The organism is Clostridium sp. Marseille-QA1073 (assembly GCF_054863625.1).
The window spans coordinates 1-20,024 of sequence record NZ_JBSVQM010000039.1 but is presented as its reverse complement, the minus strand read 5'-3'; the positions used below and the strand labels follow the sequence as shown (position 1 = coordinate 20,024).

At 26.5% G+C, this 20,024-nt stretch carries 20 protein-coding genes, 2 pseudogenes and 1 riboswitch; of the genes and pseudogenes, 17 read left to right on the top strand and 5 right to left on the bottom strand.

Annotation, left to right across the window (positions count from 1 at the left end; translation table 11 throughout):
- Positions 1 to 40 precede the first annotated feature (40 nt).
- The 4 genes from ACY1IQ_RS20295 to ACY1IQ_RS20280 form a co-directional block, all read right to left on the bottom strand.
- Entirely contained in the window at positions 41 to 1,099 is a 1,059-nt protein-coding gene (locus ACY1IQ_RS20295) for an NAD(P)-dependent alcohol dehydrogenase (RefSeq protein WP_461615693.1), read from the bottom strand.
- A 242-nt stretch (positions 1,100 to 1,341) separates the two neighbouring features.
- Positions 1,342 to 2,037 carry a YjjG family noncanonical pyrimidine nucleotidase gene (locus tag ACY1IQ_RS20290; protein WP_461615692.1) on the bottom strand — a complete coding sequence of 232 codons (696 nt, stop codon included), beginning with the start codon at positions 2,035 to 2,037 and terminating at the stop codon, positions 1,342 to 1,344.
- Between the two features lie 342 nt (positions 2,038 to 2,379).
- Complete coding sequence (locus ACY1IQ_RS20285) at positions 2,380 to 2,844, bottom strand: DMT family transporter (protein WP_461615691.1); 465 nt, start codon at positions 2,842 to 2,844, stop codon at positions 2,380 to 2,382.
- Positions 2,845 to 2,855: 11 nt separating this feature from the next.
- Positions 2,856 to 3,278, bottom strand: coding sequence for a DMT family transporter (locus ACY1IQ_RS20280; RefSeq protein WP_461615690.1), 423 nt, complete (start codon positions 3,276 to 3,278; stop codon positions 2,856 to 2,858).
- A gap of 94 nt (positions 3,279 to 3,372) precedes the next feature.
- On the opposite strand from ACY1IQ_RS20280, the pseudogene ACY1IQ_RS20275 reads away from it, so the two are divergent.
- The 10 genes and pseudogenes from ACY1IQ_RS20275 (at position 3,373) to ACY1IQ_RS20230 (ending at position 12,488) form a co-directional block, all read left to right on the top strand.
- A pseudogene (locus ACY1IQ_RS20275) lies at positions 3,373 to 4,061 on the top strand (Crp/Fnr family transcriptional regulator).
- Positions 4,062 to 4,421: 360 nt separating this feature from the next.
- Positions 4,422 to 4,592: a hypothetical protein gene (locus ACY1IQ_RS20270; protein ID WP_461615689.1), complete on the top strand. Its 171-nt coding sequence runs from the start codon at positions 4,422 to 4,424 to the stop codon at positions 4,590 to 4,592.
- Complete coding sequence (locus tag ACY1IQ_RS20265) at positions 4,564 to 5,391, top strand: helix-turn-helix transcriptional regulator (RefSeq protein WP_461615688.1); 828 nt, start codon at positions 4,564 to 4,566, stop codon at positions 5,389 to 5,391. Before ACY1IQ_RS20270 ends, ACY1IQ_RS20265 begins: the two co-directional genes overlap by 29 nt.
- Positions 5,392 to 5,459: 68 nt before the next feature.
- Entirely contained in the window at positions 5,460 to 5,876 is a 417-nt protein-coding gene (locus ACY1IQ_RS20260; RefSeq protein ID WP_461615687.1) for a pyridoxamine 5'-phosphate oxidase family protein, read from the top strand.
- 122 nt (positions 5,877 to 5,998) lie between these two features.
- Positions 5,999 to 6,310, top strand: coding sequence for a DUF3795 domain-containing protein (locus ACY1IQ_RS20255; RefSeq protein WP_461615686.1), 312 nt, complete (start codon positions 5,999 to 6,001; stop codon positions 6,308 to 6,310).
- A gap of 537 nt (positions 6,311 to 6,847) precedes the next feature.
- Positions 6,848 to 7,414, top strand: coding sequence for an NUDIX hydrolase (locus ACY1IQ_RS20250; RefSeq protein WP_461615685.1), 567 nt, complete (start codon positions 6,848 to 6,850; stop codon positions 7,412 to 7,414).
- Between the two features lie 157 nt (positions 7,415 to 7,571).
- Positions 7,572 to 8,396, top strand: a complete 825-nt coding sequence (locus ACY1IQ_RS20245) for a MerR family transcriptional regulator (protein ID WP_461615684.1) — start codon at positions 7,572 to 7,574, stop codon at positions 8,394 to 8,396.
- Between the two features lie 66 nt (positions 8,397 to 8,462).
- Entirely contained in the window at positions 8,463 to 9,824 is a 1,362-nt protein-coding gene (locus tag ACY1IQ_RS20240) for an MATE family efflux transporter (protein ID WP_461615683.1), read from the top strand.
- Positions 9,825 to 10,116: 292 nt separating this feature from the next.
- A riboswitch (cobalamin riboswitch) is annotated at positions 10,117 to 10,307 on the top strand.
- Between the two features lie 265 nt (positions 10,308 to 10,572).
- Entirely contained in the window at positions 10,573 to 11,811 is a 1,239-nt protein-coding gene (locus ACY1IQ_RS20235) for a nitrogenase component 1 (protein WP_461615682.1), read from the top strand.
- Between the two features lie 272 nt (positions 11,812 to 12,083).
- Positions 12,084 to 12,488 carry a VOC family protein gene (locus ACY1IQ_RS20230; RefSeq protein WP_461615681.1) on the top strand — a complete coding sequence of 135 codons (405 nt, stop codon included), beginning with the start codon at positions 12,084 to 12,086 and terminating at the stop codon, positions 12,486 to 12,488.
- A gap of 280 nt (positions 12,489 to 12,768) precedes the next feature.
- On the opposite strand, the gene ACY1IQ_RS20225 is transcribed toward ACY1IQ_RS20230, so the two are convergent.
- The gene (locus ACY1IQ_RS20225; RefSeq protein ID WP_461615680.1) at positions 12,769 to 13,494 is read right to left on the bottom strand and encodes an HAD family hydrolase; all 726 of its coding nucleotides are present in this window, start codon (positions 13,492 to 13,494) and stop codon (positions 12,769 to 12,771) included.
- Positions 13,495 to 13,688: 194 nt separating this feature from the next.
- On the opposite strand from ACY1IQ_RS20225, the gene ACY1IQ_RS20220 reads away from it, so the two are divergent.
- The 7 genes and pseudogenes from ACY1IQ_RS20220 to ACY1IQ_RS20190 all read left to right on the top strand — a co-directional run bounded on the left by ACY1IQ_RS20220 (position 13,689) and on the right by ACY1IQ_RS20190 (position 19,876).
- Positions 13,689 to 14,063 carry a hypothetical protein gene (locus ACY1IQ_RS20220; RefSeq protein ID WP_461615679.1) on the top strand — a complete coding sequence of 125 codons (375 nt, stop codon included), beginning with the start codon at positions 13,689 to 13,691 and terminating at the stop codon, positions 14,061 to 14,063.
- A 258-nt stretch (positions 14,064 to 14,321) separates the two neighbouring features.
- The gene (locus ACY1IQ_RS20215) at positions 14,322 to 16,457 is read left to right on the top strand and encodes a M1 family metallopeptidase (protein WP_461615678.1); all 2,136 of its coding nucleotides are present in this window, start codon (positions 14,322 to 14,324) and stop codon (positions 16,455 to 16,457) included.
- A gap of 155 nt (positions 16,458 to 16,612) precedes the next feature.
- Positions 16,613 to 17,299, top strand: a complete 687-nt coding sequence (locus ACY1IQ_RS20210) for a cadmium resistance transporter (RefSeq protein ID WP_461615677.1) — start codon at positions 16,613 to 16,615, stop codon at positions 17,297 to 17,299.
- Positions 17,300 to 17,624: 325 nt separating this feature from the next.
- Positions 17,625 to 18,551, top strand: a pseudogene (locus tag ACY1IQ_RS20205) (IS982 family transposase).
- A 203-nt stretch (positions 18,552 to 18,754) separates the two neighbouring features.
- The gene (gene sigY / locus ACY1IQ_RS20200; RefSeq protein WP_461615676.1) at positions 18,755 to 19,282 is read left to right on the top strand and encodes an RNA polymerase sigma factor SigY; all 528 of its coding nucleotides are present in this window, start codon (positions 18,755 to 18,757) and stop codon (positions 19,280 to 19,282) included.
- The gene (locus ACY1IQ_RS20195; RefSeq protein WP_461615675.1) at positions 19,282 to 19,680 is read left to right on the top strand and encodes a hypothetical protein; all 399 of its coding nucleotides are present in this window, start codon (positions 19,282 to 19,284) and stop codon (positions 19,678 to 19,680) included. The genes sigY and ACY1IQ_RS20195 overlap by 1 nt, the downstream gene beginning before the upstream one ends.
- Positions 19,673 to 19,876 carry a hypothetical protein gene (locus tag ACY1IQ_RS20190; protein WP_461615674.1) on the top strand — a complete coding sequence of 68 codons (204 nt, stop codon included), beginning with the start codon at positions 19,673 to 19,675 and terminating at the stop codon, positions 19,874 to 19,876. Before ACY1IQ_RS20195 ends, ACY1IQ_RS20190 begins: the two co-directional genes overlap by 8 nt.
- Positions 19,877 to 20,024: the final 148 nt, after the last annotated feature.

The following is a 20,024-nucleotide window of genomic DNA, read 5'->3' as shown; positions in this document are numbered from 1 at the left end:
TATATAATTAATTTAATTTTTATATATACTTAAATTTAAATTAATCCCAATTAATAAATACCACAGGTTTAATTAAATCTGCTGGTTTCTTATCCATTATATGAAATGCTTCTTCAATTTTATCAAATCCATAATATCTATGAGTAATTAATTTAGTTGTATCAACACGATTATATTGTACCATGTTAAGAAGTTTTTGAATTCTTAATGCACCACCAGGGCAAAATCCACCACGGATATCTTTATTACTCATGCCAAGTCCCCAAAGATAAGCAGGCATACTCAATGTATCTTTTACATCGAAGAAGTTTACATTGGCAATTATACCACCTTCTTTTGTCATAGCAATAGCCTGAGCAAAGCTATCTTGATTTCCTCCAGCAATAATAACAGCGTCAACTCCACCTTTTACAAGTCCTAAAATTTGCTGAACAATATCTCCTTCTTTATAACTTACAACATCTGTTGCACCATATTCTTTTGCAATTTCAATACAGTTTGGTCTAGTACCTACAACAATAATTCTTCCAGCTCCTTTTAATTTAGCTCCAGCTACTGCCATAAGTCCAACAGGACCAATACCTAATACTACCATGGTATCCCCAAAACCAATTTCTGCAAGTTCTACACCATGAAATCCTGTAGACATCATGTCAACAGTCATAAGAGCTGCTTCTGGTGCCATGCCTTTAGGTAATAAAACTAAATTGGAGTCTGCATTGTTTACATGAAAAAATTCTGCAAAAACACCATCTTTAGAAGATAAAAATTTAAAGCTTCCCATTAATCCAGTATCATGAGCATTGTATTTTCCCTGAACACCTAAGGCAAGCCAATCAGGAGTAGCAGCAGGAACTACTACAATATCTCCTACTTTAAAACGAGTAACCATACTACCTACTTCTACAATTTCTCCAATAGCTTCATGACCTAATATTAAATCTTTCTTTTCACTAGATCCTCCATGTAAAACATGAACATCAGAAGAACATGGAGCAACTGCGATAGGACGTAAAATTGCATCTAAAGGACCTGCTACAGGCTTTTCCTTTTCCAGCCATCCTGGTTGATTTATTGATTTCATTCCAAAACCTTTCATAAAGTGCACCTCCTAAAATTGTATTTTATGTGTATAAACAATAACTTGTTTTTTATATCAAATTATACCATACTTATATTGATAGCAATACAATTATAATAGTTTTTATAAAAACATATATATTTTGCAAATTAGAAATGTTCATTTAATGTTCATTTAGGAAGTCTAAATGACTTCCTAAAAAAATAATAATCCATTATGGAACTATATATATCTAACTATACACTAACCTTTAAGGTAGTTTATCTATGTTCTCTAAGTATATCCTTAAGCTCCATTAAATTGGAAATTTCATAATTAGGTTTCATTTCTGTTTTATTTGTAATTTTATCAGGATTAAACCAACAGGTATCTATACAAAAATTTATTCCGCCTTGTATATCGGAAGTTAAGCTATCTCCTACCATTAACACCTTACTTTTATCAGTATATTTCATATTGTTTAAAGCTATCTCAAATATTTTAGAATCTGGTTTTGATACTTGAACTTCCTCAGATATTACTATATCCTCGAAGTATTTTGCTATAGCAGATTTTCTTATTCTATTATCTTGAACTTCTGTAAGACCATTAGTTATTATAGAAAGTCTATAATTTTTATGTAAACTTTCTATAAGATCCATACTATCATCATATAAGAAAGATGCAAAAGACAAATGCTTCATATATGATTTTGCAAATTCAACCTCATTAAAGTTAATATTTAATTTATCAGATAATCTTTTAAATCTTTCAATTTTTAATTCTTTTTGGGTAATGAGTCTATCCTCAAATTCTTTCCATATAGCTGTGTTTATATCACTGTATATTTTTAAATGATAATTTTCATCATATTTTATATTAAATTCAACCATAGTATTTTTAAAAGCATGTCTTTCAGATTTTCTAAAATCAAATAAAGTATCATCCGCATCAAATATTATAATCTCATATTTCATAATAAACCTCCTCGTATATATAAATTAATTTAGATTTAATGTATAGCTAAGATAGCTGTAATTTTAAAGAATGTACAATTCAAAATTCACAACTGTAGTTGAAATTAATTTCTTTAAATAGACTTATTAATAGAAGTGACTGTGTGACTTTAAAAATAAATCAATTCAAAGCTTCTCATATAAAAGAGAAGTATTAACAATTCTCCATTCTAAATTGTCAATCCCTCATTGTATAAGGGTGCAGTGCACATCAGAGCAAGATCCATTGAATTTAATAGTTCTAATTGTAACATACAAATTCTTTTACAAAAGAGCCTTAGAATATTGGATAATTCAATAGATTTAAACATTTTTATTTAATTTAAGGTCTTTTTGTTTATACTTATTATCAATTCTTGCATTAATTATAAGTCCTATAAGAAATAGTGCTCCTCCAATTATCTTACCTTGAGAAAAAATGTCTAGGTATATATAATCTATAATAGCACTTGCAAGCATTTGGCCTATAAAGCGAAGTATAACTACATATACTGCTGGGACTTTAGGAACTATAATGTTAAACATATAAGTTGTTAAAACTCCTATGAATCCCCCTAAAAAATAGGGGATGGAAATAGACTTTATAGAAGAGTAAGATGGCATGGAGTTTATCATAATAGCGCATAATAAAATAGATGATATGGTAGCCATTAGGTAGTTTATAATAACTCCATTTATCATACCTTCTTTTTGAGCAACTTTTCCATTTAACATCATATTTATAACTATTGTCACTCCAGTTAAGAATGATAAGAATATATACATCATATTATCTCTCCTTACATGGTAATCATAACTATTATTCCAAATGAAATTATTGAAAATACTAATATTTTTTCTTTCTTAAATTTGTTAACTGGCATTCCAAATAATCCAAAATGCTCTACTAAGCTGGACATTACAAGTTGTCCAAATAAAGTTATTCCTATAGTAAGGGTTAATCCTATTTTAGGGATAGATATATTGTTTAAAAGTATAGTTATAACACTTAGTATACCCGGGAGAAAAAACATAAGCGGTAATTTCTTTAAATTTGAAAGTCTATTTTTCTTTATTATAGATATAATTATAATCAATATAAATCCTAGTATATGAAAGATTAGAGTACTCATATAAGGTCCTGTTATATTGGCTAACATTCCATTTAAAAAAATCATTATGGCAAGTATAACGCCATTTATAAGTGCTAAGTTTTTATACATACATAAATTCCTCCTACACTTTACAATACTATATAAATAAATTACAATATTTCTATGAGCTTGAACATGACATATGTCATGTTAGGAGGATCTTATGAGAAGAATTTTAGATAATAATCTTTTAAGCTATTATATTGATAAACATAATATGGAAAATATTTTTGATAGACATATGTTAAAGTATACACAACTTCATTTTTATGAAAAAGATGAATATATACTAGAAGCAGAATCTGAGCTTCAGTACTATTATTTACTTGTAGATGGAAAAATTAAAATTTCTTATCTTTTTGAAAATGGAAAATCTATGTTTTTAAAATTTTATAGAGAATTTAACACCATAGGAGATTTAGAGCTTTTAAAAAATATACCTATAAGGTGCAATATAGATGCAATAGAAGATACTTATTTGATAGCAATGCCTGCAGATATACTTAGGAAAAATATTTAAACAATATAAAGTTTTTGCACCATTTAATAGATTCTTTAAGTGAAAAACTTTATGCAACTATTAATAATAGTTCCTACAACTTTGTATATCCCCTTATAAATAGATTATCTAGCTATTTAGTTGAGCATATAACAGATAAAGATTATATAATTTTAAGTTCATCTTTTATAGAAATTGCTCAGTTTTTAGGAACAACCTATAGGCACTTAAACAGAACTTTTAAAGAGCTTGAAACAGAAGGAATTATAAAATGTAAGAATAAAACAGTATATATATTAGATGAGAATAGACTTAGACAATTATCTAAAAATTTATATATAAAATCTTTATAATGTTAGAATTCTATACAATGTATGATTATCGTGTTAAATGATGCACCAATAATTTAATAAATAAGATTTAAAGATATTAATATATATTTTAGTACCGTATTACTTAGTAGTAAGTTTTACGGTATTTTATTATAATAAGCTGTAATATATAAATAAACTACGTTAAAACTTTTAGTATTTTAATTCACAATTCACAATACAAAGTGCACAATTAAGATGGAAATTATTTTTAATCAAAAATAATTTCTTTAATGGATTTTTTAGCTAGCGATACAATTGCTAGTGTTTTCTTGTAGGGGTGAACAGTGCTCGCCAGTCCTTTTTAGTACGTTTTATAGTTTAAGATACATCTAATAATATATGGCGAACACTGTACGCCACTACGATTATGCAGAAATATTATCAAAGGGGAGTATTACAATGAAAATCGATCGATTACTAGGCATAATAACAGTTCTTTTAAATAATGATAAAGTAAAATCAAAGGATTTAGCTGAAAAATTTGAAGTATCAATACGTACAAATATATAGAGATATAGAAGATTTATGTAAAGCTGGCATACCAATAGTAACCTATCAAGATGGCAATGGAGGTATTGGCATTTCGGAGGGATATAAGCTTAATAAAAATATATTGACCATTGAGGAGCTTGATAATATAATGATAGGCTTAAAAAGTATAGAAAGCATATCACATGATAGCAATGTTAAGTTACTTTTAGAAAAGCTTATGCCAAAGGGAGAGGATATTATATCGATTAGTAATAACATGTTTATAGATTTATCTTCATTTTATAAAACAAGCCTTTCTCAGAAAATAAGTATATTAAGAAAAGCAATTTATGATAAAAGTGAAGTGACCTTTGAATATTTTTCTCCTAAGGGAATATCTAAAAGATGTGTAGAACCTTATTTTATTACTTTTAAATGGTCTGCATGGTATGTTTTTGGTTATTGTAAATTACGTAAGGATTTTAGACTTTTTAAGCTTAATAGAATGAATTCTGTTAAAGAAAGTGATATAAGATTTACTATTCGTCACATTCCAACTGGACTAACTGAATTAGATAATTATTTTACTAAAGATGAAAAAGTTATCACTATGCTTATAGATCGATCTATTGAGTATGAAGTGGTTGAAAGCTATGGGGTGAATTCATATGAAATCACTGAAGATAATCGTATTAAATTTGATTTGCATTATACTAATCATGATTTTGCCATAAAGTTTATAATGGGACTAGGTGACAAGGTAGAAGTTTTATCACCTAAATCTATAATAGATCAGTTGAAAGTATGTGCAGAAAATATTTTAAATAAGTATAAATGAACATGACATACAGTTGGCAAGTTCACTATGATATCATGTAGAAAAAAGATAGAGAGGATGTTTTTTCTATGACAAAAGATTTACTTATAAAGGCTGAAGAGTTAATGGAGAGAGCAGAAGTGGCTACCATTTCATCCATTGATGAAGATGGCTATCCAAGAACTGCTACAATCTCAAATTTAAAGACAGAAGGAATAAATATTGCATGGTTTTCTACAGGGACAAGCTCTAATAAGACTAAGAATTTTCAAAGGAATTGTAAGGCTAGCATTTGTTATAATGTAGATCGTAATAACATTACATTAAATGGTGATATTACCATTGTAGAAGATAAAAATATAAAAGAAGAACTTTGGCAAGACTGGTTTATAGAGCATTTCCCACTTGGAATTAATGATCCTGAATACTGCATATTAAAGTTTGAAACAAAATATATTCAAGTTTGGATTGATAATATATTTGAAGATTTAAGATTTCTTAATTAGTAGTTTTAGAGATATTTATAGGAAAATTTTTAACAAGTTAAATAAAAATTTCATGACTTATTTTATATAGGAGAAATTTTTAAAAATAAAATATTTTTAAAAATAAGAATGGGGAATTATATATGGATAAGAAAATGATTGGAATGTGTGGTGCTTACTGTGGGGTATGCGAATGGAAGGAAAAAACAAACTGTCCAGGCTGTCAAGATTGTAAAAGTAAGCCCTTTTGGGGAGAGTGTTCAATTGCAAAATGCTCCATTGATAAGGGATACAATCATTGTGGACATTGCTCACAGCTGCCCTGTGAAAGACTACAGGAGGCTTTTAACAATGAAGAGCATGGAGATAATGGTGAGCGTTTAATTAATTTAAAAAATTGGGCAAGTGGCAAAGAAACTTATCTAAAATTAAGGACGCTGAACCCAAATAAGTAACAATTTGAATTAAAAGAAAATTATGAATAATTATACCATATTTACTAAACATATTGATGCATATTTAGTTAAATATGGTATAATTTTTTTGAAGATAATTTTAATTATGAAACATATATATGAATTTAGGAAGAGGATTTATGGAATATTTTGATATATTAAACAAAGATGGAAGCAGAAGTGAGAAGCTATTAATGTAAGACTATTGCATGAAAAAAGTATAATTAAGAAATGGTTTTTGAACAATCCTAATTCAAATAAATTACTTTAGAGGGCATAATGTGCTATATTGAAGCTAAGGAAATATTCTGCTATAGAAGAATTAGATAAAGAATAGAACAGGATAATTCAAGAAGGCTTCTTCAAGACACTGGCGGGTTAAAAAGAATCATTAAGAACAACTCATGATTTTTAAAAAGAGAAAAATATTCAAGTTATAAAATATTTATCTAAAGAAGAATTTTTTATTTTGTACATTATAAGTATGAAGTAATAGCTAGCTTTTACGTTGTACATAATTTTGGAGGTACAGAGAAGATGGATTTTGTAGAAGAAATTATTAAGTTCATACCAGATAATCAGCAGGAATACAACGACAAAAAAATAATTTTAAATTATATTGACCAGTATAGAGATAATGTTTTGCTAAGGACAAATGAGATTGCGCATATTACAAGTTCAGGATTTATAATGAATAAATCATTAGATAAAGTGTTAATGATTCACCATAATATTCGTGGAGTATGGGCGTGGACAGGTGGACATGCTGATGGTGATTCAGATTTATTGCATGTAGCTATTAAGGAAGCAGGAGAAGAAACGGGCGTATTAAATATAGTCCCTCTATCTAAAAAAATTGCATCTGTTGATATTCTTCCGGTTCATGGCCATAATAAGAGAGGAAAATATGTGAGTTCTCACTTGCATTTATCAGTAGCATATATACTTATATGTAATGAACTTGAGAAATTGGTAGTAAAGCCAGACGAGAACACTGATGTGGCATGGTTTAAAACCAAAATGTTTACAATTGAACATTTTGATGCACATGATGTTTATTTATATGGAAAACTTATAAAAAGAGCAAAGCAATACACTAAATAATATACGTGTTGTTCATTATATGTTTTTTTAGTTAGCATAATATAATATTTAAAGGTTTTGTCTATTTTTATGACAAGGCTTTTTCTATATAAACATCTTTAACTTATTATTTTAAATATTAACATTAAATAAAAACATTCTGAAAGGAAGGGCGCTTGTGAGAAATAAGGTTTTAATAGGTGAGATGGCTAAACTTCATAATATATCTTCACAAACCCTAAGATATTATGATAAAATAGGTCTTTTTAAGCCTCAACATATAGATTATGAAAATAAATATAGATACTACGACATTGAGCAGTTTGCTACCTTGGATTCAATACTATTCTTTAAAAAGCTAGGCGTTCCATTAGAAGAAATTAAAGATTATTTTCATGATAGAGATTTAAATTCTATGATAAGGTTATTAAAGCATCAAGAAAAAATGATAATAAGAGAAATAGAAACCCTTAATAAACATTTAAACAGTATAAGAAGCAGAGTAGAACTAATTGAAAGTTATCAAAATAATGATAGTGCTTATAAATGCTCTATTAGAGAGTTAAAATCTAGAAAAATAGCGTATTTTAATTTAGAGCATAATATTGACACTATAGACTTTGAGTATGGTTTGAAAGAACTGTATAAAATGCTTAAAGATGATCTTTCACTCTTTAATGGAGTAATAGCATGTATTACGTCAAAGGAAGATATAGAAGAAGGTAACTATAATCATTGTAAAACCGTAGGATTAATATTTGAAGAAAATATAATAAATGGAGAGCATCTAAATATTTTACCTAAAGGTAAATATGCCACTATTGCATATAATGGGGATAATGATGAATGTGGAAAATATTATGAAGAATTGATGAAATATATAAAAGATAATAAATTAGAAGTTATAGGTGACGGTATATTAATAACTATAATAGATAGTGCTTTTTCCGATTATAAAGGTGAATATATAAAAGAAATACAAATTCCTATTAAAAACTCTTGACATTATAGCTACTATAACCTTTAAAATAACTTTTAGCTGTGATTTTATTTTAAGGGAGGTAATAATATGAGCAAGAGAGCAGATTTATTAAATGATGATATAAAAAAGATATTTATTAAATATTTAGTTCCAAGTATTGCTGGTATGCTTGGGATATCTTTAAATATACTTTTTGATACTATATTTATTGGGCGTGGAGTGGGAAGTGAAGGATTAGCAGCTCTTAGCATTGCTATTCCTATGTATAATGTACTAGGTGCTGTGGGGCTTTTATTAGGAATTGGAGGAGCTACAGCAGCTTCTGTATCTATGGGACAAAAAGAATATGATAAGGTTAATGAAATATTTACAACTTCCATAATAATAAGTATATTTTTAGGACTTTTATTTACTTTTTTTGGTGTAGTATTCATTGATCAGCTATGCTATTTTTTAGGAGCTACAGAAGAAATATTTCCGCTAGTTAAAGATTATTTAGGACTATTAATGATGTTTAGTTTTGCATTTATATTATCTCAAATGCTAGCAGTATTTGTTCGTAATGATAGAAATCCAAAACTTGCTATGTGGAGTGTACTAATAGGTAACCTTTCAAATGTAGTATTAGATTATATATTTATAATGAAATTAGGATGGGGAATGAAAGGGGCAATAACAGCTACAGTTTGCTCTCCCACAATAACTTTACTTTTATTAAGTCTTCACTTTATAAAAGGTAACAATACTTTAAAATTAAAAATTAATAAATTTAAATTAAATATTCATACTATAACTAGAATATTTAAAAATGGTACACCAAGTTTTATAATGGAAATGTCAAATGCAATGATAATATTTGCTTTTAATAATGTGATTTGGGGATTAGTAGGCTCTATAGGTGTTTCTGCCTATAGTATAATAGCTAATATATCATTAATTTGTGCAGCTATATTTTATGGTATAGCACAAGCAATACAGCCAATAATAAGTATAAATTATGGTGCTAGAAAAGAAAAAAGAGTTTATAAATCTTTAAAATTAGCTATTATAACAGCAGGAATATTTGGAATAATATTTTATTCTATAGGTTTGATTTTCCCTAAATTTATAGTTTCTTTATTTAATAATGAGAATACTGAATTAATGACTATGACTGTAAGAGGTATAAAACTTTATTTCATGGCGTTTATATTTATGGGATGCAATATTTCTATGGTTTCTTATTTCCAATCAATTGAAAATGCAAGAGCATCATCTATAGTTTCTATTAGTAGAGGTATTGTATTTATTTTAATAGGACTTATAATATTACCTAAAATTTTAGGGATTAATGGTGTGTGGTTAACAGTACCTTTTGCTGAAAGTATAAGTTTAATAGTGTCATTTATATGTTTTAAAAAATTTAAAAAAAGTTACACATTAAAACAAGCAGAAGTAGTAGAGAAATAAAGTACTAGATTTATCTAGTACTTTATTTATTCTATAGGAAATTATTTTTTGAAAAAATAATTTCTTTAATGTACTTTTTGACTAGCAATGCAATTGCTAGTTTTTTAGGTATCTAATAATTCAATAATATATGGCGAACACTGTTCGCCGCTACAAGATCAATTCTAAATTTCTCAGTGATAACTGAGAAATGTCCATGGCTAATATTTATAAATTTTTTAAATATGGAAAATTATTATAGTTTACTACTTGAAAAATATTTTGAATTATGATAACATTTTAAATGTTGAAAAGTTAATAGAATAGATTAGGTTCAATTAAAATATTTTAATTGATTAAAAGGGAAGTTGGGTGTAAATCCCACGCGATCCCGTCGCTGTAAGAGAGGAATTTTCCTAGTTGTGCCACTGAACTTTTGTTTGGGAAGGTTAGGAAAGTGTTGATTCTTTAGCCAGAAGACCTGCCTAGATCTAAACACAGTTAAACTACGAGAGATGGTGAGTGTTATTTTGAAATTATTAAATATACATAATTAGTGTATATTTATATTGGTATGTAACTTCTTAATCATTGTGGTTGAGAAGTTTTTTTATTTATATTTTAAAATCGAAATTTAAAATCTTATTATAGCATTGATTGAATTTTAAATTATAGAAATATTTGTGATTTAATTAATAAATATAACTGTATCTTTAGTAGTAACTTTCTTAGGATAGAAAGAATCATAAAATTGTAAAGGGGGATAGACATGAATAATAGTTTTTTACCATTACCTAACTTTAGAATGGGTTTTTTATGGACACTTTTAAACATTAAAAATAGCATAATTGTAGAATATGGAGCTATAAGCACAGCTCATTATTTAAATTCCATGTATGAAAAATTTAATGTTGATAGAGAAGGAGAAGTTTATTGCTGCCGATTAAATGAATCTCAAATTATTTCTGGAGACATAGAACCGCTTAAAAAAGGAATTTTAGAAATATATGATGATAGAAAACCCGAAATTATTTTCGTAGCTCCATCAACTTTATGTTCAATTATTGGATTCGATGGAGAAGATTTTCTTCTTAAGATGGGTGGTAAGCTAGAAGGAAAAGCCATCCCCTTATATTTTGGAAAAATAAAAGGAGATTTCTCTTTAGGTGTAAGAGAAGCATTAAAAATGTTATGTGATAAAATTGTAGAGCCTCCTAAGGAGAAAAAGTATATGACTTATAACATAATTGGATTTACTCCAGATTATTATAATTTTAATAGTGATTTATTAGAAATAGAAGAAATTATGTTACAGGGCTTTGGAATGAAAATACACACAATATTTACAAATGGAAGTTCTATAGAAAAAATAAAAAAAGCTTCTGAAGCAAGTTTTAATATAGTTGTAAGGTCTGAAGGAATAGATGCTTCAAAAATACTAAAGAAAAAATATAATATGGAGTATATAACTCCATGCCTTTATGGAACTAGTGGTACTTTAGATTTTATTAACTCTATAGAAAAGTTAACAGGAATAAAATGTAATAATGATTATTTAGAAAGAAGTAAGATTAAATGTAGAGAAGCTCTTGTAAGATTTAAACATCACACAAGAAAGGTAATAAATAATACTAAGTGTTTAGTTACTGGATATTACGATGTTGTAAACGGAATGAGTAGATTTGTAGAAGAAGAATTAGGTCTTGGAGTAGAATCTGTAGTAATAAATCACAATTTAAAAGGTGAATATATGAAGCTTAATGAGAAAATAGAAAGAAAGCTATATGTAAACCCTACAGATAGTAAGAAAAATGAGCTAATAAATAGTAAGACTAATCTGCTATTAGGGGATGGAGAATTTATTTACAGTTTAAATGAAGCAGCCTCAAAAATACAAATTAGTAGTCCAAATGTAAAAAAGATACTTATATATGATAGAAAACCACTGGTTGGTTTTAATGGAATGAGATTTATAATGGAAGAAATATTGCAAGGAATAATCTCATAAAATTATTTTAATTAAAAGCTAATAATCTTTAATATTATCATAGATATTAAGCGTGACTTAGTATGTTAATAACTAAGTCACAATTAGTATTCCCTTCTGATATAATAAAAAAAATTTTTTCCCGTGGGTAACCACGGTTTTTTTCTTTATTAAATTTATTTAAGTTTTTATCATATATATGATAATTTTAATTATTTCAACTTATATTAATATCCTATATAATTTAATAGAAAATACTATTTTAAAATTAGGCATATAAAGGAGAATATACTATGAGCATAAAGATGATGCATCATGTCTGCATTCAAACAGAAAAATATAAAGAATCGCTTGAATTTTACACTAAAATTTTAGGTTTTGAATTAGTTACAGAAACAGCAAATTTTCATAGCAGAGATTTTAATACTTGGCTGAGATTAGGAACATTTATGATTGAATTGCAAACTGGTAAAAAGGGAGAGAAGTTAAATAGCTGGAATTCATTAAATCAAGGAATAGTACACATGTGTTTTTTAGTTGAGGATATTCAGAAAGAATTTGATAGGATAAAAAAATTAGGTTATAACAATTTCAAGATTAAAAATGGAAAAGAAATTTATAAAGTTGAAAATGGGCATATATTTAAAATTAAAGCGCCAGAAGGTACTGAAATTGAAATGAGAGATATGGATATATAGATAAAAAACTATATTGAAAATTAACTTTATAATTGCATACTTGAGTATTTCAATTTATAACTTTAAACAATGGACAATTAATAATTATGGTTGAAATTAGTTCTAATAAAACTAATTTCTTTAATGGAATTTTTTGACTAGCAATGCAATTGCTAGTCATTGTAGGGGCGAACAGTGTTCGCCAGTTCTTTTAATGTTTCTTATAATTTAATGTTTATTCAATAATATATGGCAAACACTGTTCGCCGCTACAGTTAATCAATTCTTAATTGTGAATTGATTATATATAATTATTTATTTCATGTAAATTAGAAATTATGATATGTGGTTTTATTTCTGTAGGATTTTTACTTTGATTTTTGTTTAACCATATAGTTTTCATACCTAAATCTAAGGCTGGCTTAATATCACATTTTAAATTATCACCTACCATAAGACATTCTTTTCCACATACATTCATTTTTTCTAAGGCTTTTTTAAATATTTCTTCTCTTGGTTTACATAGCTTTAGAGAATAGCTGAAGGTAAAATCATCAATTAGCTCATATAAATTTGAAACTTTAAAACAATCAATCATAATTTCATCATAATAACAAGTATTAGAAATTACTCCTATTTTATATCCTTTTTCTTTTATTTTATTTAGGGTTTTATAGAGATCTTCCTCGAAGTGCAGTTGTTTTTTATATTCATCATAAAATATATGTATTGCTTCAATACATTGATTAATTGTAAGATATACATCATAGTTTTTAAGAAATTCATTTAGAAATTCTTCAATAGGATATTCTATAAGAGTTTCTTTTCTCAATTTCATAATACTCATCCAGTTATTATAAAATCCTACTCTAACTTCTTCAAAGCTTATTTTAGAGTGGAATTTATTTAAATATTCAGTTAGTTTGTGAAGTCCAGCCATATCTTTCTCTTCATTAGAATCACCGTAATGAAAATGTAAAAGAGTATTTCCCATGTCAAAATATATAACCTTAATATTATTAAACATATACCTTCCTCCATGATTTAGTAATTATTATAATAATAACATTTTGCAAATAATTAAAAAACTTCTGTGTTGAAGAAACTATAAATTTAAAAATATAATATTATTTAAAAAAGTATTTTAGTATATAAAGAATAATATTTTATTAATAGCAAAAGATAATTTTGTATAAAATATGTAAGGAGGCATTTAAAATTATGAAGATGAAGAATATAATAATATCAGCTTTAGTTGCTCTTTTTATTGTTTCTATAGGTGTTCCTGTAATGGCTAGAGAAAAACATAGAGGCCCAATATTTATGGGTGAAGTTTTAGAAGTTAATAAAGATAACCAAGGAAATACTATGGTATTAGCACAAGGATACATAAAAGGACAGAAGGTATATAAAGAAAAATTAGTAGCTGTCGTTGGACCAGATACTAAAATTTTAGATTGTGAAGGTAAAGAAGTTAAAGAAGGTAATTTTGCAAAAGGTGATGTTGTATTTATTAGATTAAGTGCAATAATGACCAGTTCAATTCCACCTCAATCACCAGCACTAAAAATTCAATCATGCAAGCCAGTTAGTTAATATAAATAAATAGAAAAGAGCTTGTAGAAAATAAAATACTTTAATCATTTTAAGATTTATTAAAACTGAATAAAAATAATCTTAGTATATTAGAGATGATGGATGCATTGGTAAAAAGTCAAGGCATCCATCATTTTTTATTTAAATTATATAATAATTACATTAGTGCTATATATAGTAATAATATACATAATTTTATAAAATATGATATGATATACATAATAAGTAAAAAATAATAGTAAATGGAGATGATTTTAATTGTTTGAGAGAAAATTTTGCAAACAAATCTTAAGTAGTATTTTAGTATTAGTAATGCTACTATCCTTTAATTCATCTTTAGTATTTGCAATGACAGAATTGCAATTATCTAATGATAAGTTAAAAAATTCTGTAACTAATATTGAAAATAATTTAACTCAATATAATATTGATGTCAAATTTGATGAACCTAATAAAACTTTCACAGCTACTGAAAGTGTTAAATTTACTAATACTTATGGAAAAAATCTCAAATCACTAGTATTTCATCTATATGCTGATTCTTACGGAAGTGTAGAGACAATGCCAACTATAGGCATACAAAAAGAAAAACTTGAGAAAGAAGAAATTGGTGATATAAATATAACTAAAGTTACTATTGGAAACAAGGAAATGAAATTTAGTCAAGATAATCAAATCTTAAAAATTATACCTACAGAAGGTATAAAGCCAAATGAAGTGGTAGACATAAAAATAAATTTTACACTTAAATTACCAATGAGCCAAAATAGATTAGGATATTATGATAAAGTTTATTCTGTTACAAATTGGTATCCAATAATATCTATTTATGATATTGAAACTGATACTTGGGATGAAAATCCTTTCCATCCTGTAGGAGAATCCAATTATAGTGATATAGCAAATTATAAGGTTTCTATAAATGTACCGGGTAATATGGAATTGGCTTCTACCGGTATAACTAATTCAAGTAAAAACGAAAAAGATGGTACTAAAACCTATGATATTATAGCTGAAAAAGTTAGAGATTTTGTATTTATTATGAGTCCAGAATTTAAAGTTATTACTAAAGAAGTAGATGGCATAACAGTTAATAGCTTTTATATTTATGATGGAAATGAAAATACTACTAAAAATGCTGAAGAATTACTAAATTTAACTATAGATGCATTAAGTTTCTTTGGCAAAAACTTTGGCAAGTATCCATATAAGGAATTTGATACTGTAGAGACCTATGTAGAGGGATTTGCTATGGAGTATCCTCAATTAATTCAAATGGGGAAATATAATGTTAATCCTACGTTTACAGAAGAATCAATGGTTCATGAAGTAGCACATCAATGGTGGTATGTAACAGTAGGTAATAATGAATTTAAGAATCCTTTTTTAGATGAATCTTTAACAGCCTTTTCCACTGCATATTATTTTGAAAAAACTCAAGGAAAATATTCACCTCTTGGCATAACACTTAGCTTAAGAGATAGGATGGATTATTTTAAAGACATTTCAAGTCCTATAAATTCATCTGTAAATGAAATAAATCCAAGAGAATGGGGGAAAACAGTTTATAGCATGGGTGCATTAGTATTTGAAAACCTTAGACAAAATTTAGGAGAAGAGAAATTTTTAGAAATAATAAGAACTTATTATGGTGAAAATGCGTTAAAAAATGCTACCTTAGATTCACTTTTAGATGTAATTGAAAGAATTGGTGGACAAGCAGCAAAGGAACAACTGTTATCAGATATCAATTCTAAAAACTTTTATCCTGAAAACCTTAAATTGAATGAAAGTGAATTGTCTGAACTTAAAGAAATAAAAAAAGAGGAAGGGAAAGAAAAACGAGAACAGGCTAAGCAATGGATTGAGTACTTAAGAAAAGAAGGAAAAAATAATTTTGGAGCATTTTTTGTACAAGCTTTAGATAATTATGATGTATATTTAGTAAAACCTTCAAAAGCAAACATGTCTAAAGAAGAAAAGGATAGAGCTAACATAATGGCAAATACGTTAAAAATGACGCTAGAAAATGGTTTAGGAGTAAGTGTTACAATTAAAGAAGATAAGGATATGACTGAGAATGAACTTAGAGAAAAAAGCTTAATATTTATTGGAGATAATAATGAAAATACAGCACTTAACTCTATTATAGACAAGCTCTCTATAGATTTTTCAAAAGAGGAGATTAAATTTAATGATGTTATTATAAAGAATAATAATATAAGTGGAATGTTAGTTTCTAATACTTCAAAAAATAAAAACAATAATGTTTTAATTCTTTTAGGCATAGATAAACTTGAAAATTTCAATCTGATAAATGGCTCTGATTTTTATGATAAACAATTTATTTTAAATTTTAATGATAAAATTTTAAAAGGAAATTATGACAAATAAAATTTAAAGGCAAAGATATGTATTTTCTATAATGTTATTAGAGGATACATATCTTTATTTTAATCTACAGATTTAATATATATTTGTATATTAAAATATTTATTATAATAAATTAAGAATGAAAGCAAAAGATTATAATATAGAGGTGGATTTTAGTGATTAGCACAGTAATAATGGCTTTTATTTCTTTTATTAGTACCAACATTGATGATATATTTATACTTATGATATTTTTCTCAGAAACAAGTAATGCTATGAAGACTCATCATATATTTATTGGACAGTATTTAGGGATTGGAGTATTAGTTATAATAAGTATCATAGGAGCATTAGGAGTATCTATAATTCCATATGAATATATAGGTATTCTTGGATTTGTGCCAATATATTTAGGAATAAGGGCATATGTGGACTATAAGAAAAAAAGTAAAAGCAAGGAAAATATAGCCTATCGAGAAGTTAAAGACATTGAGAATAATAAATTTGAAGAAATAACTAATACTGAGATTAGGGAGCAGAAAATTTTCAGTAGAGGATTTATTAATTCAGCTGTGATAAAAGTGTCTAGTGTAACTTTTGCTAATGGTGGAGATAATATTGGAATTTATATACCTCTTTTTACAAGGATGGATTTAGTAAGTATTATAGTAACAGTAGTAATCTTTATGTTCATGGTAGCAATATGGTGTTTTATTGCTCTAAAACTTTCGAAACATCCACTTGTCCAAAAATTTATTGAAAAATATAGTCATATTTTTGTTCCAATAATATTTATAATGTTGGGAATCTTTATTTTAATAGATAGTAAAACTTTAGCATTCATTTATAAAAGAATATTTTAATATAACTATACAACTTGATATTTAGTTATTGATTGATAAGCTTTATAACATATAGATATTAGATTATTTAATTGTATGTTGTTTAATAAGATGACATACACTTTTTTTATTTAATAGGATAGTTCAATAGAATTTACAATTAAAAGATGTATGAAATGGTACATAGGTTTGTTTATAGAAATATATTATATTTATAATATTTTAACTCGTTGTGCTAGTTAATCATTAGCAATATTTACAAATAGAAAAACTCTAGCATTTTTGCTAATCTATCATCAAAAGAACCAACAATCAATGATAGGAGGAAAGCAATATACAAACTTAAATAAAAAATTCTATAACAATAAACAACTTAAAAGATTTTATTACTGTCATTTATGTTATAATTGATGATATTTACCAAAAAGTAACTCCAGCATACATAAAAGTATCGCCACCTTGATGATAAAGCAATAATGTCAGATAGTGAAATTATAACTCTATCCTTAGTGGGTGAACTTTTAACTATTGATTCTGAAAAGCATGGTTTGGATTTTTTTCTCAAAAAAATCCCCAAGAGAAACATTTTCTAAATTTTGTACTAGAACAAGATTTCATAGAACTAGAAAATCTCTTTTGTGTTAGTTATTCAGCAAAGAACTAAGTTTCCTTAACTATCAACATGATCAGGTTAGAATCATAGACTAACTAATACCTACTTACCAGTATGCGCTTTTGGTGGGGCACACTTTCACAGATCTTTTAAGCCGGAGGCTGCCTAGGTAAAATATGCTTCCAAGAAACAAACTTACTATAGGTTTTTAAATTACGTACTATCATAGCTCTAGATGGATATATATCAGATTTCATCTTAACTTCAGCTGATACGAACGATAAGGAGGTCGCAATATGGGACTTAACGGCTACCGCTCCATTTTTTACAACAGTTGTGGAGATAAAGGCTATATTGGAGAAAACTGCTTTACATTTGGAAATCTAATCCATAGTACTATTAACTATAAAACGTGCTAATTCTAAAGTTAAAGTTTCAAAACAGTTGAAAAGTGATTTTTTTTCAAAAACAATCGGAGAGTTGAAACTTCTTTTCTCAGCTTTCTGGACAATTAAATATCCAAGAGTTTTAGCAAAATCTATGTGGGGACTAATTTCTAGAATAACAAAATAAATTTTAGCCCATAATCTTTGTTTTCATAAATAAAATCTTTAAATAACAATTAATATTGCAAAAATCAAGGATTTAATATTTGGATAACTTTTAAAAAACATTTTAAATTCTTAGGATTACTATGCCAATGTACTATGAATAATAAAAAAATCCTATTAATGAGTATCTTTTAGCACAACAGGTTATTTTAGATTTATTATATAAGGAATAAGTTAAATAAAACTTTGAACTTTTTGATGATAAAAACAGTTATATAATGAGGGGAAAAATAAGAGAAAGGAGGTTTCACTTTGAGTGATGAAAAGTTGATAAAAGAAGCACAAGATGGAAACAAAAGTGCATTAAATACTCTAATTTTAAATAATTATAATATTTTATCAGGATATGTTTTAAAGTTAACAGGAAATGCAGATGAAGCCTCTGATGTTATAAATGATACCATAGTAAAAGTAGTATTAAATATAGAAAAATATAAGCCTACTGGTAAGTTTTCTACTTGGATGATTACTATTGCAACTAATATTTATAGAGATAGTTTAAAAAAGAAAAGAAGATTTGTATCTATTGAAAATTATGATGAAATCTCAAAAGTAGATATAGAAGAGGAAATTATAACTAAATTGAATTATGAAAATATATTAATGTTATTAAAAGAACTTCCTAAGGAAAAAAGAGCAGTGTTTATATTAAAGCATTATTATACCTATAAATATGAAGAGATAAGTGAGATCTTAAAGTGTCCGATAGGTACAGTAAGATCCAGACTTCATTATTCTGTTAAATATTTGATGAGAAGATTGGAAGGAGGTAATAATTAGTGGCTAAAAGAAAATTAGAAGAAAATATTATAGACAAGTATTATGAGGAGAAATTTAATGATAAAATCATAGAAGAAAATCCATCAGAAGTAAAGGAATTAGAGCAAAAGTTAAAAAAACTAACTTCAATTATAAAAATAGAAGAGGATAAAAAAATAAATGTAAATATATTAGAAAATATTTTAAAAGGTGAGGAGATAAAAAATAGAAGAAAAGAAAAACTTGAGCTATTAATATTTTTGTGTATTTGTATATTAATTATAGCTATAGGAATAGTTACCTCTATAATTCTTCCAAATCTAATTAAATTTTATTTAATCTTAGCAGTAATTGTATCGCCTATCGTATTGGTAATCGTATCCATTAAACAGATAAAAGGAAGTGAATCTAATGGATAACAAGATTATTTATATATTTCTTTTTATAATACTTATTATACAAGGAACATGGGTTTTTAGGGATGCAAGAAAAAGAGGAAATAAATATTATTGGTTTTGGGGTTTATTATGTTCTTTTAATATTCCCACAAATTTAATAGTTTATTTAATAGTAAGAAAGAAAATTGAAAAGAAGAAAATAGAAAAAAATAATTAATTTTTTACTTTAAAATTGAAATATTATTTAGTTAGAATATATTAGTATATAAAATAAATATACAAATTAATGCTTATCTAAATTAGATAAGCATTAATTTGTTGTTTATAGATTTATAATAAATTGAAAATTTATATAAAAAATATTG

What these genes read in the sequence shown, in the direction of transcription:
- ACY1IQ_RS20280 (WP_461615690.1), bottom strand. Translation starts at nt 3,278, where the DNA reads ATGTATAAAAACTTAGCACTTATAAATGGCGTTATACTTGCCATAATG.
- ACY1IQ_RS20225 (WP_461615680.1), bottom strand. Translation starts at nt 13,494, where the DNA reads ATGTTTAATAATATTAAGGTTATATATTTTGACATGGGAAATACTCTT.
- ACY1IQ_RS20240 (WP_461615683.1), top strand. Translation starts at nt 8,463, where the DNA reads ATGAGCAAGAGAGCAGATTTATTAAATGATGATATAAAAAAGATATTT.
- ACY1IQ_RS20230 (WP_461615681.1), top strand. Translation starts at nt 12,084, where the DNA reads ATGAGCATAAAGATGATGCATCATGTCTGCATTCAAACAGAAAAATAT.
- ACY1IQ_RS20285 (WP_461615691.1), bottom strand. Translation starts at nt 2,844, where the DNA reads ATGATGTATATATTCTTATCATTCTTAACTGGAGTGACAATAGTTATA.
- ACY1IQ_RS20235 (WP_461615682.1), top strand. Translation starts at nt 10,573, where the DNA reads ATGAATAATAGTTTTTTACCATTACCTAACTTTAGAATGGGTTTTTTA.
- ACY1IQ_RS20190 (WP_461615674.1), top strand. Translation starts at nt 19,673, where the DNA reads ATGGATAACAAGATTATTTATATATTTCTTTTTATAATACTTATTATA.
- ACY1IQ_RS20220 (WP_461615679.1), top strand. Translation starts at nt 13,689, where the DNA reads ATGAAGATGAAGAATATAATAATATCAGCTTTAGTTGCTCTTTTTATT.
- ACY1IQ_RS20290 (WP_461615692.1), bottom strand. Translation starts at nt 2,037, where the DNA reads ATGAAATATGAGATTATAATATTTGATGCGGATGATACTTTATTTGAT.
- ACY1IQ_RS20250 (WP_461615685.1), top strand. Translation starts at nt 6,848, where the DNA reads ATGGATTTTGTAGAAGAAATTATTAAGTTCATACCAGATAATCAGCAG.
- ACY1IQ_RS20295 (WP_461615693.1), bottom strand. Translation starts at nt 1,099, where the DNA reads ATGAAAGGTTTTGGAATGAAATCAATAAATCAACCAGGATGGCTGGAA.
- ACY1IQ_RS20270 (WP_461615689.1), top strand. Translation starts at nt 4,422, where the DNA reads ATGGCGAACACTGTACGCCACTACGATTATGCAGAAATATTATCAAAG.
- ACY1IQ_RS20260 (WP_461615687.1), top strand. Translation starts at nt 5,460, where the DNA reads ATGACAAAAGATTTACTTATAAAGGCTGAAGAGTTAATGGAGAGAGCA.
- ACY1IQ_RS20255 (WP_461615686.1), top strand. Translation starts at nt 5,999, where the DNA reads ATGGATAAGAAAATGATTGGAATGTGTGGTGCTTACTGTGGGGTATGC.